Here is a 12,142-nt window from a genome sequence, read left to right as displayed (position 1 = left end):
TCCTCAGCGCAGCTTGGGGTCGAGTGCGTCGCGTACCGCGTCGCCGAGCATGATGAAAGCGAGGACGGTGACGCTCAGGGCGCCCGCGGGCCAAAGGAGCATGTGCGGGGCGTCGCGGATGTAAGGGGAGGCGGTGGAGATGTCGATGCCCCAGGAGACGGTGGGGGGCCGCAGTCCGACGCCGAGGAAGGACAGCGTCGCCTCCAGCGAGACATAGCTGCCGAGCGCGATGGTGGCGACGACGATGACCGGGGCGACGGCGTTGGGCGCGATGTGCCGGAGCAGGATGCGGGTGTTGCCGGCGCCGAGGGCGCGGGCTGCCTGGACGTAGTCGTTCTGTTTGGCGGTGATGACCGAGCCGCGGGCGATACGGGCGAGCTGGGGCCAGCCGAGCAGCACGATGAAGAATACGACGGGCCAGACCGTCGTATTGGTGATGACGGAGAGGAAGACCAGGCCGCCCAGCACGACCGGGATGCCGAAGAAGACGTCGGCGACGCGTGAGAGCACCGCGTCCCCCCAGCCACCGAAGAAGCCGGCCAGGCCGCCGAGGAAGCTGCCGAGCAGCGCGGCGCCGGCGGTGGCGCAGACACCGACGGTGACGGAGGCGCGGGCGCCGTAGATGACGCGGGTGTAGACGTCCCGCCCCTGGGTGTCGTAGCCGAAGGGGTGACCGGGCGACGAGCTCTGCTGGGCCTTGGTGAGGTCGGCCCGGTAGGGGCTCCCCGGGGCGGCCAAAGACGGCCAGAGGGAGATGAGGACGAGGAAGAGGATCAGCAGCGCGGAGACGATGAAGACGGGGTTGCGCCGCAGGTCGAGCCAGGCGTCGGACCACAGACTGCGGGGTTTGCCGGCCGGCCCGCCGGGGCTCTGGCCATGGCCGGGGACAGCCTCCAGGGTCTCGGCCTCGCTGGTGGCGAGGTCCATGGGGCCGCCGGTGCCGGTGGGGGCGACGAGCCCTTTGGGATTGGGTGGCTGGGGCTCAGGCATAGCGGATCCTCGGGTCGAGCACGGCGTAGAGGAGGTCGACGAGGAGGTTGGCGACCAGGAAGACGATCACGAGGACAGTCACAAAGCCCACCACCGTGGGCGAGTTCTGCCGCAGGATGCCCTGGTAGAGCTGGAATCCGACGCCGTGGATGTTGAAGATCCGCTCGGTGACGATGGCGCCGCCCATCAGGGCGCCGATGTCGGTGCCGACGAAGGTGACGACCGGGATGAGCGAGTTGCGCAGCAGGTGGTTGACGATCACCCGGTGGCGTGGCAGGCCCTTGGCGACAGCGGTCCGGACGTAGTCCGCGCGGGCGTTCTCGGCGATGGAGCCGCGGGTGAGCCGGGTGACGTAGGCCAGGGACACGAGCGCGAGGACAATCCCCGGCAGGATCAGTTCGTTGAACGGCGCCTGCGTGGACACCGAGGGGCTGACGAGGCCCCATTTCACCCCGAAGAGGTACTGGAACACATATCCGGTGACGAAGGTCGGGATGGAGACCACGACCAGGGTCAGCAGGAGTACCGAGGTGTCCACCGGCCTGCCGCGCCGCAGCCCGGTCACCACCCCGAGGGCGATGCCGATGACGATCTCGAAGAGGATCGCCACGATGGTGAGCCGCAGGGTGATGGGGAAGGCGTCGCCCATCAGCTGGGTGACGCTCTGGCCGTTGAAGGCGGAGCCGAAGTTCCCGGTGAAGATCTGCCCCATGTAGTGCAGGTACTGCTGCCACAGGGGGTGGTCGAGATACAGGGCCCTGCGGATCTGGGCGGCGGTGGCGGGGTCGGGGGCGCGGTCGCCGAACATCGCGGCGACCGGGTCGCCGAGCGCGTACACCATGAAGAAGATCAGGAGTGTGCTGCCGATGAACACAGGGATCATCTGGAGCAGCCGCCGGATCACATAGCGTCCCATGAGGTGGCGTCAGCTGACCTTGATGGCGTAGTAGACGGGGACACTGAAGGCGTTGAGGCTCACATTCGACAGCCTGCTCGAATATCCCGCGCTGCCGTTCTGGTACCAGAGCGGGATCGCCGGCATGTCCTTGGCCAGCAGCTTCTCCGCGTCCTGGAATGTCGACACTGCGTCACTGGCGTTGGTCCGCGCATTGGCCTCGTTGACGAGCCTGTCGAACTCCCTGCTGCTGTAACCGGAGTCGTTGGACGAGGCGCCGGTGTAGTAGAGCGGCTGCAGGAAGTCCTGGATCAGCGGGTAGTCCATCTGCCAGCCGGCCCGGAACGGCCCGCCGATCCTCTTGTCGGTGATCCGGCTGCGGAAGTCCGCGAAGGTGCCGACCGGACTGCCGACGCAGGCATTGTCGCTGCCCAGGACATTGTTGATGCTGTTGCAGACGGCGTCGACCCAGGTCTTGTGCGAGCCGGAGTCCGCGTTGTAGGCGATCGTCATCTTGCCGCCGGGCAGTCCGCCGGCCTCCTGGATCAGCTTCTTGGCCTTCGACGCGTCATAGGTGCAGGGAGCACCGCACAGCCCCTGCTTGTAACCGCCGCTGCTGCCGAGCACGGGCGAGGTCCAGTCGGTGGCGGGGGTGCGGGTGCCGTGGAAGATCTGCTGGGTGATCTGGGCGCGGTTGATCGCCATGGAGATGCCCTGGCGGAGCTTGCCTGCACTGGCGCCGTTCCAGTTCTTGTCGTACAGCGGGAAGGCGATGGTCTGGATGATGCCGGCCGGCTGGTTGATGTAACGGCCGCTCAGGTCCCTCTTCACGTTCTTCAGCTGGGAGGCCGGGACATCGTCGGCCAGGTCCAGATTGCCGGCCAGCAGGTCGGTGTAGGCGGTGTCGGTGTCGGTGTAGACCCTCAGGCTGACACCACCGTTCCGGGCCTTGTCGGAGCCGGTGTAGCCGTCCCACTTGAGGAGGTTCATCCCGGTGCCCCTGGTGTACGAGTCCACCTTGTACGGACCGTCGCCGACGGGCTTCGCCAGCCAGCCGGCGTGGTCGGTGAAGAAGGCGGTGGGCAGCGGATAGAAGGCGGAGTACCCCAGCGTGTCCGGCCAGGTCGAGAACTTCTGGCTGAGCCTGACGGTGAACTCCAGGTCGCTGACCTTCTTCAGCCCGGACAACTTCTTCGCCGCCGGTGAGCCGGACGCCGGGTGGACCTTGTCGTATCCATCGATATAGCCGAAGAAAGGGGCATTGATCTGTTTATTCGTCACCAGCGCCGCATAGTTCCAGGCGTTGATGAACGAATCGGCGGTGATCTTCTCGCCATTGCTGAACGTCCAGCCGCTCTTGAGCTTGATGGTGAAGTTCTGGCTGTCGCCGGTCGTGATCGAGTCGGCGATCCAGTTCTCGGCCTTTCCGGTCTTCGGGTCGTACTTCTTGAGCCCCCGGAGGATCATGTCGAGCACCTTGCCGCCCTGCACCTCGTTGGTATTGGCGGGCTCCAGCGGATTCTGCGGGTCGGCCCAAGAGGCACTCATGATTCCTGACGCGCCGCCACCGCCACCGCTGCCCCCTCCTCCGCCACAGCCGGCCGCCGCCACCGCGACGACCGCCGCCATGGCGGCCCACTTCAGGCGCGTGGCTCCGCGCATCGGGCGCCTCCTTCCAGAGTCCTGGGTCGCAAGTGGGACGTGACTACCCATCACACCCCAAACCAGGCGCTGACGCACTGTCGCATCACCCGTTCGGTCCAACGGAGCGGCATCCTCGCTCCCCCGGGACAACCCCCGACTGGGATCGCGCCGAACCCGCGCCTTCCCCGGTCGCCAATGAGGGATAACCCGCGAAAGCGAGCAAATTTCGGTCAGAAAATAAAGGATCGATCACAGCCGTCGGTCTTTCATTGACGCCGCCATAAATGAGTTGCGACAGTCCAACCATCCCGCTAGGGCGCACCCCGCTACCCGTGTAGAGCAGCGAATTTACGGGTGATCCCGGGAATGTTTCAGCCGCAATAAATTGCCGTGCCGAACCCCGTCGCGTCGAGGCGCGAACCAACTGGGAGAGCTGAGCCCGTGGGTCGTTTCATGTTCCGCCGATTGAGTCCCAGGGTGCCCGATACGACGCACGCGCGGCGTCCGGCCTGTGGATAAGTGGGTTACTGGAAAGTAGCTCCACATTCAGAACGGGTAAAACGGACTTACGGGTCGTTAGAATGTTCGAAACGTGGACCTAATGGATCCGCCCCACCGCCCCACCCCCGGCGGCGGGAGGGACGCGCGCGCCACCCACCCAGCGCAAGGATGGCGCCCGAGCCGCGCGGGTGCGAGACGCAACGGCGCGCGACCCGGCACGGGCAGTAGGCGCCTCGTGCCCGCGCGGGGCTCGTGGCGCGAACGGCGAGCAACCACGCACGGACCGCGTCGCGCCCCGATTGGGCGCAGCCACAGCAACCGACACGCCAGCGTGGGCCGGGAGCGGGGCGGGCACCTTTTTGGTGGAGTGGCTGAGCCCGGTGGGCAGTGGCGGTGGCCACGCTTTCGCCGCGTTCACCTACCTCGCCACCGTGGCTGACTTTCGGTGGCGGAGGTGGAGGTCTGCGGTCAGGGGGTTACGTCGTCGAACTCGCAGGCCTTGATGCCGAGTATGAGTCGGCGGAGGGCGGCGCCGGAGGCCGTCACCACCGTCGCCGGGTCGTCGCTCTCGCGGAGGTGGCGGCGGGTGCCGGTGAGGCCTGTGGCGACCTCGACGCAGTTCGATGCGCCGGCTTCGCTGAAACTCGACTTCTGCCACCTGAGCTGAGACATGCGCGCCCTCCTAGAGCAGGGGGTAGAGGAGCCGCTGGATCAGTCCCAACGAGTCCTTCACCGCGTGGGACTCCGGCGACACTGCTGCGTCCACCGGTGGCAACGCCGCCCCTTGCAGACTAGCGAACCAACCCTGGTACTTGGCGATCGAGTCTTCGTCCTCAAGATAGAGGTCCCGTTCGATGTGCGATACGAGCGCCGTGCTCAGCTTGGGCTCGCTCGGCTCGATCACCATGAAGCCGGTGCCGAAAGCCACGGCACCCTCGAAGGGGAGGATCTGGATCGTCACATGCGGCAGCCGGGAGGCCTCGATCAGCCGCAGCAGTTGGCCGCGCATGATGTCGCGGTCGCCCAACGAGGCATGCAGCGCGGCTTCATGGATGACCGTTTGCAGCCGAGTCGGCGGTTCGCCCAAGAGGATGCTCTGACGTTGCATGCGGAATGCGATGGCCGCTTCCCGTTCTTCGGGTGAAGCCTCGGCGTATCCGCCCCGGTACATCGCGCGTACGTAGTTCTCGGTTTGCAGCAAGCCGGGAATGAATGTCGGCTCGTAACTGCTCAGGGCTACCGCTCCGGCCTCCAGCTCGGCGAGATCGAGGTGGGGCTCACCCAGGATCTTGCGGTAGTCGCTCCACCACCCCTTGCCCGGCTGCTGCCCCAACTCGTTCAAGGCTTCGATAAATGGCGTAGAACTTGCACCGCAGGCTGCAGTGAGTAGCCGTACCCGATCGGGAGTGAGGCTCGTCTTGCCCGCCTCGACATTGCTCAAGTGCGGCTGCTTCAAGCCGAGCAAGGCCGCAGCATCGGTCGACGACAGCCCGGCCTGCTCGCGGAGCCGCCGAACTTCCGCACCGAAACGGCGCTGACGATACGTCGGCTTGGTCCTCAGCCCCACGCGGCCCTCCCTGATCGACGGAGCCAGTCTTGCTCAGGGCTTCGAACCTCGTCCACTCCGTAACCGCATCCCGCCAAGGCAGTTGTATAACTAAGCCCAAATCGCTTACTGTGAGTGTGGTTTCGATCACAGAGCGCCGCATCCCAACCGGAGGTTGTTGCCATGAGCCCCGACGAACCCTGGTCCTTCCGCCTGTTCATCCCGCGCGATCCGCAGTCAGTCGGCATCGTGCGGGCGACGCTCCGCAGCATCCTGGAGGCGGCACGCCTCAACTGCATCGTGGATACCGCCGAGTTGCTCGTGTCCGAGCTCGTAACGAACGCCCACCGCCACGCCGACACGGACGCGTTCGTCAGCATGGACTACGCACCCAAGGAGCTCTGCGTCAGCGTGTGGGACGCCGGCCCGGGGTTGTCGGTGGCGGCGGTGGAGCCTGACGCGGAGGCGGAGCGGGGGCGCGGTCTGCCGCTCGTCGATGCGCTGGCCGATGAGTGGGGCGTGGCCCGGCACCATGACAAGGGCGCCGGGGTGAGCGGCAAGGGGGTTTGGTTCCGGTTGCGGCCGGGGGCGGGGCGGGGATGACGGAGGGCGCCCACGTGGCCATGGGCGCCCTCCGGTTCGGACGGGCGTACGTACGTGGTTACGCGGCGCCGACTACGTCCTTCTCCTCGGCGAAGTGGCAGGCGGATTCGTGTGCGACCGGGGTGTCGGAGTCCACGAAGCGCTGCGGGATGGCGAGGAGGGGCTCCTCCTCCGCGCACTTGGCCTCGGCCTTCCAGCAGCGGGTGCGGAAGCGGCAGCCGGAGGGCGGGTTGGCCGGGGAGGGGACGTCGCCGGAGAGGATGATGCGCTCGCGGTGCTCGCGCGCCTCGGGGTCGGGGACGGGGACGGCGGAGAGCAGGGCCTGGGTGTAGGGGTGGGTGGGGTGCTCGTAGATCTCGGTGTCGGTGCCGATCTCGGCCATCTTCCCGAGGTACATGACGCCGACGCGGTCGGAGATGTGCCGGACGATGGACAGGTCGTGGGCGATGAAGATGTAGGAGAGGTTGAACTCGTCCTGGAGCTTCTCCATCAGGTTGATGACCTGCGCCTGGACGGAGACGTCCAGCGCCGACACCGGCTCGTCGCAGATGATGATCTCGGGATTGAGCGCGAGGCCGCGGGCGATGCCGATGCGCTGGCGCTGGCCACCGGAGAACTGGTGCGGATAGCGGTTGATGTACTCGGGGTTGAGGCCCACGACATCCAGCAGGTCACGGACCTTCTGGCGGCGGTCGCCCTTGGGGGCTACCTCGGGGTGGATCTCGTACGGCTCGCCGACGATGTCGCCGACGGTCATCCGGGGGTTCAGGGACGTGTAGGGATCCTGGAACACCATCTGGATATTGCGGCGGACGGCCTTCTGGGCCCGGCCGGTCAGCTTGGTGATGTCCTGGCCCTTGTAGAAGACTTCACCGGCCGTGGCTTGCTCAAGGTTCATCAGCAGTTTGGCGACGGTGGACTTGCCGCAGCCGGACTCACCGACGATGCCGAGGGTCTCGCCCTGGTACAGCTCGAAGGAGATGCCATCGACAGCCTTGACGGCGCCGATGTGCCGTTTGAAGACGATGCCCTGGGTGAGTGGGAAGTGCTTCACCAGGTTGCGCACCTGGAGGATGGGCTCGCGCTCCTTAGAGGGCTCAGCCATGGATCGTCTCCTTCCAGTGGTGGCACGCGCTGCCGCGGCCGGGAAGCTCGGAGCCGTCCCGCTCCGTCACCGGGTGCAGTACGGGTACCTCGGTCCGGCAGATGTCCGTGGCGACCTCGCAGCGTGGGTTGAAGGCGCACCCGACCGGAACTCGCAGCAGGTTGGGCGGCAGGCCCTTGATCGCGTAGAGCTCCTGGCCCTTCTGGTCCAAGCGCGGGATCGACTGAAGCAGACCCTTGGTGTAGGGGTGCGCGGGGCGCTTGTAGAGCTCGTGCACCGGGGCCGTCTCGACGATCCGGCCCGCGTACATCACCGCGATCTTGTCGGCGACATCCGCCACCACGCCCAGGTCGTGGGTGATGAGGATCAGGCCCATGTTGAACTCGCGCTGGAGCTCGGCGAGAAGGTCCATGACCTGTGCTTGGACGGTGACGTCCAGGGCGGTGGTGGGCTCGTCGGCGATGATCAGGTCCGGTTCGAGGGAGAGAGCCATCGCGATCATGATGCGCTGGCGCATACCGCCGGAGAACTGGTGGGGGTAGTCCCCCACCCGCTCCCTGGCGGCGGGGATGCGGACCCGGTCCATCAGCTCGATGGACTTGGCCTTGGCATCCTTCTTGCTGAGGCCCTGGTGGACCCGGTACATCTCGCCGAGTTGGTAGCCGACGGAGAGGACCGGGTTCAGCGAGGAGAGCGCGTCCTGGAAGATCATGGCGATCTTCCGGCCGCGGATCTTCCGGCGTTCCTCGCCCGACATCTTGAGCATGTCCTGGCCGCGGAAAAGGATCTCGCCCTGCGGGATCTTTCCGGGCGGCATGTCCAGGATGCCCATGATGGCCTGAGCGGTGACGGACTTGCCGGAGCCGGACTCGCCGAGCACGGCGAGCGTCTCTCCCGCGGCCACGGTGTAGTTGACGCCATTGACAGCCTTGGCGACGCCCTCGCGGGTATGGAACTCCACGTGCAGGTCCCGGACTTCCAGGAGCGGAGTCGTCTCCGGCGACGGCGACCGTCGGGGAACAGGTGCGGTCTGATCGGTGATGGTCATATACGCCTCCCTCAGCGCAGCTTGGGGTCGAAGGCGTCGCGGACCACGTCGCCGAGCATGATGAAGGCCAGCACGGTGATGCTGAGTGCGGCCGCTGGGAAGAGCAGCGCGTGCGGCGCGGTGAGCCAGCGGTCCTGGGCGTCGCTGATCATCAGGCCCCACGAGATGTTGGGGGCCTGGATGCCGATACCCAGGTAGGACAGCGCAGCCTCGGCCGCGATGTAGACGCCGAGGTTCATCGTCGAGATGACGATGATCGGTGCCAGCGTGTTCGGCAGGATGTGCCGGAACGCGATGCGGTTGGAGCTCGCCCCGAGCGCCCTCGCCGCCGTGACGTAGTCGTTGTACTTGTTGGCGATGACTTCCCCGCGCATGATCCGGAAAACCTGGGGCCAGCCGAGCACGGCCATGACCAGGGAGACCGTCCAGACGTTGCCGGTCTGGAACATCGACATGATCAGCAAGCCGCCGACGAGGATCGGCAGGGCGTAGAAGATCTCGGCGATGCGGGAGACGATCCCGTCGACCCAGCCGCCGCGCAGGCCGGCGAGCATGCCGATGATTCCGCCGACCAGGGTGGTCATGACGCTCGTCGCGACACCGACGATGATCGAGTTGCGGGTGCCCCAGACGGTGCGGGTGTAGATGTCGCAGCCCTGGACGTCGTAGCCGAAGATGTGACCCGCGCTCGGCCCGTTCAGGGAGTTGGACAGGTCGCAGAAGCCGTCGCTGAACGGGCTGCGCGAGGTGAACAGGCCGGGCGCGACCGCCACCACCAGCAGGAGGAGGATCAGCAGCCCCGAGCCGATGAACATCGGCCGCTTGCGCAGGTCGATCCAGCCGTCTCTGAGCAGGCTGGCCTCACGGGACTTGCCCTCGGGCTCGGGAGCCTTGTCGCCCCCTACGGGAGACGGCCGTTCGATGATCTGTTCACTCATAGCGGATCCTTGGGTCGAGCACGGCGTAGAGGACGTCTACGACGAGGTTGGCCACCAGGAAGATGAGCACGAGGAGGGTGACCAGCCCCACCACGACGGGCCCCTCGTGCAGGTACACGGACTGGGCCAACTGCCCGCCGATGCCGGGAAGGTTGAAGATCTTCTCGGTGATGATCGCGCCACCCATCAGCGCACCGAGGTCCATACCGAGGAAGGTGATGACCGGGATGAGCGAGTTGCGCAGGGCGTGGACGCCGATGACCCGGCGCCGCGGGAGACCCTTGGCGATAGCGGTCCGCACGTAGTCGGCGCGGACCGATTCCATCATGCTCGCTCTGGTCAGGCGCGCGATGTACGCCATCGACGCGGAGGCGAGAACGAAGCCGGGCAGCACGTAGCTGGCCGGCCAGCCGTCCTCGATACCGGCGACCGGGGTGAGCTTCCACTGGACGCCGAATTCGAGTTGGAGCACGTTGCCGAGCACGAAGACCGGGACCGAGATGAGCAGCAGTGTGGTGACCAGGACCAGGTTGTCGATGAACTTGCCCTTGCGCAACGCCGAGAAGACGCCGGCGACGATGCCGATGGCCGCCTCGAACCCGAACGCCGTCAGGGAGAGTTTCAAGGTGACTGGGAAGCCCTGGGCGACGATCTGCGAGATCTCCCGGCCGGTGTACGTCTGGCCGAGGTTACCGGTGAGTACACCGCTGATGTAGTGCCAGTACTGGAGGTACAGCGGATCATTCAGGTGGTATTGCGCCCGCAGCAGCGCTGCGACGTGCGGGTCCTGCTTCTCTCCCATCAGGGACTGGATCGGGTCGCCCGGTAGCAAGAACACCAGGCAGTAGATAAGAAAGGTGACGCCTATCAGTACAGGGATCGCCTGCAGGACGCGGCGTACGACGAATCGGCCCATCGGAACTCCATCAGGGGGCTGACCCGTACCGGTGCCGGGTGGACGGCGGCTGGCCGGACGGGGAACGGCGAACAGGGTGAGCAGGGGAGGACATACGTTGTGCAGTCCCCCTCTGCCCACCCTGGAGCCGCCACTCAGGTGGACGGTCGGATCGACTCAGCTGACCTTGACGGTGTCCCAGAGGACCTGGTGGCCGACGACGTTCATGCCGGTGATGTTGTTGCTGAACCCGCCGTTGAGCCGGTAGAAGTACACCGGAATGTACGGCATGTCATTCAGGACGACGTCGTCGGCCTTCTGGTATGCCTTGACCGCATCGGCCGGCGTGGCAGCGGTGTCACCCTGGACCAGCAGCTTCTCGAACTGGTTGTTCGTGTAGCCCGCGTAGTTGGAGCCGTTCTGGATGGCGTCCTTGGAGAAGATCGGGCGGAGGTAGTCCTCCATGTTCGGGTAGTCCATGCTCCAGCCCATCCGGAACGCGCCCTTGTAGGTCTTGGCCTGCAGAGCGTTCAGGATGGTCGGGAACTGCTGGAACGGCTTGGCCGTCACCTTGATGCCGAGGGCACTCTGGATCTCGTTGGCCACGGCCGTGACCCAGGTCTTGTGGTCGCCGTCCGCGTTGTACCCGATCTCCAGGGTGTTGCCGGGCAGGCCGCCGCTCTGCTTGTACAGCGCCTTGGCCTTGGTCGGGTTGTACGTGCAGGCCTCGCCGCAGGCGCCCTTGCGGTAGCCGTCGATCATCGGGGGCATGTAGTCGTCCGCCGGGGTGCGCGCCCCGAGGAAGATCTTGTTCGCGATGGTGCTGCGGTCGATCGCCATCGAGATGGACTTGCGCAGATCGGCGTTCTGGAACGCCTTGTTGTACTTCAGCGGGAAGCCGATGTAACCGACCGCGGAGTCCGCGATGTCGAGGGTGTGGCCCGGCAGGTCCTTCTTGTACGTGGCCAGACCCGAGGTCGGCACATTGATGTCGATGTCGAGGTTGCCCGCGACCAGGTCCTTGTACGCCGTGTCCAGGTCCGAGTAGATCTTGAAGTTGATGCCCTTGACGGCGTATTGCGAGGCATCGGGGAACTTGGCGTACTTGGTGACGGTGACCGACTGATTGTCGATCATCTTCCCCTTCATCTCGTAGGGGCCGTCACCGATCGGCGCCCGGCCGAATGCCTTCGGGTCCTTGAAGAACGCCTTGGGCAGCGGCACGAAGGAGGTGAAGGACAGTTGCGAGGGGAAGGCCGAGAACGCGCCGCTCAGCGTCACCTGGAGGGTGTTGGCGTCAATGGCCTTCAGACCGGTCAGGCCCTTGGCCGTGACCTTCTTGCCTGCGCCGGGGTTGAGGGCGCTGTAGCCCTCAATGTGACTGAAGAGGGGGTTGGTGTTCTGCGCGTTGTCCTGGTTGGCACCGTAGTTCCACGCGTCTATGTAGGACTGCGCGGTGACCGCCTCGCCGTTGTGGAAGGTGTAGCCCGGCTTGAGCTTGATCGTCCAGACCTTGTTGCCCGTCGAGGTAATGGACTGAGCCTGGTCGTTGACGACCTTGTTGTTCGCATCCAGCTTCGTCAGCCCGACGAAGAGGGCGTGGATGACCTGGCCGCCCTCGGTCTCGTACGTGTTCGTCGGGATCAGCGGGTTCTGCGGCTCGCCGATCTCCATGGACACAATGCCGTTCGACTTGCTGCTGGAGTTGCCGTTGTCACCACCACCACCACAAGCGGTAGCTGCCAGGGCGATGATGGTCGCACCTACGACCCACTTGGCGCTCTTGGCACCGCGCATGGGTTTGCCTCCTCAGGAATTCACTGTCAGTACGTGAGAAACGCCGGCACACCACTGACACCCCTGACAGTGGAACCGGCCGCCTGTGCTCGCGAGTCGGCGCTCCCCAAAAGCGCTTGGACCCAATGACCCGAGCTCAACAGGTCCAACTATCGAGCACGTTTAGTCAATGAGCTACAT

General features: G+C 65.7%; 11 protein-coding genes. 1 reads left to right on the top strand and 10 read right to left on the bottom strand.

The features are described 5' to 3' along the window. Positions 1–3: 3 nt before the first annotated feature. From FCI23_RS25580 to FCI23_RS25560, 5 genes are all read right to left on the bottom strand, one after another. A complete protein-coding gene (locus tag FCI23_RS25580) occupies positions 4–990 on the bottom strand; it encodes an ABC transporter permease (RefSeq protein WP_136726280.1) in 987 nt (328 codons plus the stop codon). Continuing rightward, positions 983–1,906 (bottom strand): ABC transporter permease, encoded by a 924-nt coding sequence (locus FCI23_RS25575; protein ID WP_136726279.1) that lies wholly within the window; start codon positions 1,904–1,906, stop codon positions 983–985. The genes FCI23_RS25580 and FCI23_RS25575 overlap by 8 nt, the downstream gene beginning before the upstream one ends. 9 nt (positions 1,907–1,915) lie before the next feature. After that, on the bottom strand, positions 1,916–3,547 hold the full coding sequence (locus tag FCI23_RS25570; protein WP_136726278.1) for a peptide ABC transporter substrate-binding protein: 1,632 nt from the start codon (positions 3,545–3,547) through the stop codon (positions 1,916–1,918). 951 nt (positions 3,548–4,498) lie between these two features. Then, a complete protein-coding gene (locus FCI23_RS25565; RefSeq protein WP_136726277.1) occupies positions 4,499–4,702 on the bottom strand; it encodes a DUF397 domain-containing protein in 204 nt (67 codons plus the stop codon). Positions 4,703–4,712: 10 nt separating this feature from the next. Then, complete coding sequence (locus tag FCI23_RS25560) at positions 4,713–5,597, bottom strand: helix-turn-helix domain-containing protein (protein ID WP_136726276.1); 885 nt, start codon at positions 5,595–5,597, stop codon at positions 4,713–4,715. 162 nt (positions 5,598–5,759) lie between these two features. On the opposite strand from FCI23_RS25560, the gene FCI23_RS25555 reads away from it, so the two are divergent. After that, the gene (locus FCI23_RS25555; protein WP_136726275.1) at positions 5,760–6,179 is read left to right on the top strand and encodes an ATP-binding protein; all 420 of its coding nucleotides are present in this window, start codon (positions 5,760–5,762) and stop codon (positions 6,177–6,179) included. A 58-nt stretch (positions 6,180–6,237) separates the two neighbouring features. Here FCI23_RS25555 and FCI23_RS25550 read toward each other — a convergent pair whose 3' ends face one another. The 5 genes from FCI23_RS25550 to FCI23_RS25530 all read right to left on the bottom strand — a co-directional run bounded on the left by FCI23_RS25550 (position 6,238) and on the right by FCI23_RS25530 (position 11,962). Further along, positions 6,238–7,284: an ABC transporter ATP-binding protein gene (locus tag FCI23_RS25550; protein WP_136726274.1), complete on the bottom strand. Its 1,047-nt coding sequence runs from the start codon at positions 7,282–7,284 to the stop codon at positions 6,238–6,240. Beyond that, a complete protein-coding gene (locus FCI23_RS25545) occupies positions 7,277–8,332 on the bottom strand; it encodes an ABC transporter ATP-binding protein (RefSeq protein ID WP_136726273.1) in 1,056 nt (351 codons plus the stop codon). Before FCI23_RS25545 ends, FCI23_RS25550 begins: the two co-directional genes overlap by 8 nt. 11 nt (positions 8,333–8,343) lie before the next feature. After that, complete coding sequence (locus FCI23_RS25540; RefSeq protein ID WP_136726272.1) at positions 8,344–9,270, bottom strand: ABC transporter permease; 927 nt, start codon at positions 9,268–9,270, stop codon at positions 8,344–8,346. Beyond that, on the bottom strand, positions 9,263–10,186 hold the full coding sequence (locus tag FCI23_RS25535; protein ID WP_136726271.1) for an ABC transporter permease: 924 nt from the start codon (positions 10,184–10,186) through the stop codon (positions 9,263–9,265). The genes FCI23_RS25540 and FCI23_RS25535 overlap by 8 nt, the downstream gene beginning before the upstream one ends. A 156-nt stretch (positions 10,187–10,342) precedes the next feature. Then, entirely contained in the window at positions 10,343–11,962 is a 1,620-nt protein-coding gene (locus tag FCI23_RS25530; RefSeq protein ID WP_136726270.1) for a peptide ABC transporter substrate-binding protein, read from the bottom strand. Between the last annotated feature and the right edge of the window lie 180 nt (positions 11,963–12,142).

Source organism: Actinacidiphila oryziradicis (assembly GCF_005047355.1).
Taxonomy (GTDB): Bacteria; Actinomycetota; Actinomycetes; order Streptomycetales; family Streptomycetaceae; genus Actinacidiphila; species Actinacidiphila oryziradicis.
This window is presented reverse-complemented; position numbering and strand designations above follow the sequence as displayed.

Coding starts and splice junctions, on each gene's coding strand:
- FCI23_RS25580 (WP_136726280.1), bottom strand. CDS start 990: ATGCCTGAGCCCCAGCCACCCAATCCCAAAGGGCTCGTCGCCCCCACC.
- FCI23_RS25570 (WP_136726278.1), bottom strand. CDS start 3,547: ATGCGCGGAGCCACGCGCCTGAAGTGGGCCGCCATGGCGGCGGTCGTC.
- FCI23_RS25535 (WP_136726271.1), bottom strand. CDS start 10,186: ATGGGCCGATTCGTCGTACGCCGCGTCCTGCAGGCGATCCCTGTACTG.
- FCI23_RS25565 (WP_136726277.1), bottom strand. CDS start 4,702: ATGTCTCAGCTCAGGTGGCAGAAGTCGAGTTTCAGCGAAGCCGGCGCA.
- FCI23_RS25555 (WP_136726275.1), top strand. CDS start 5,760: ATGAGCCCCGACGAACCCTGGTCCTTCCGCCTGTTCATCCCGCGCGAT.
- FCI23_RS25545 (WP_136726273.1), bottom strand. CDS start 8,332: ATGACCATCACCGATCAGACCGCACCTGTTCCCCGACGGTCGCCGTCG.
- FCI23_RS25530 (WP_136726270.1), bottom strand. CDS start 11,962: ATGCGCGGTGCCAAGAGCGCCAAGTGGGTCGTAGGTGCGACCATCATC.
- FCI23_RS25540 (WP_136726272.1), bottom strand. CDS start 9,270: ATGAGTGAACAGATCATCGAACGGCCGTCTCCCGTAGGGGGCGACAAG.
- FCI23_RS25550 (WP_136726274.1), bottom strand. CDS start 7,284: ATGGCTGAGCCCTCTAAGGAGCGCGAGCCCATCCTCCAGGTGCGCAAC.
- FCI23_RS25575 (WP_136726279.1), bottom strand. CDS start 1,906: ATGGGACGCTATGTGATCCGGCGGCTGCTCCAGATGATCCCTGTGTTC.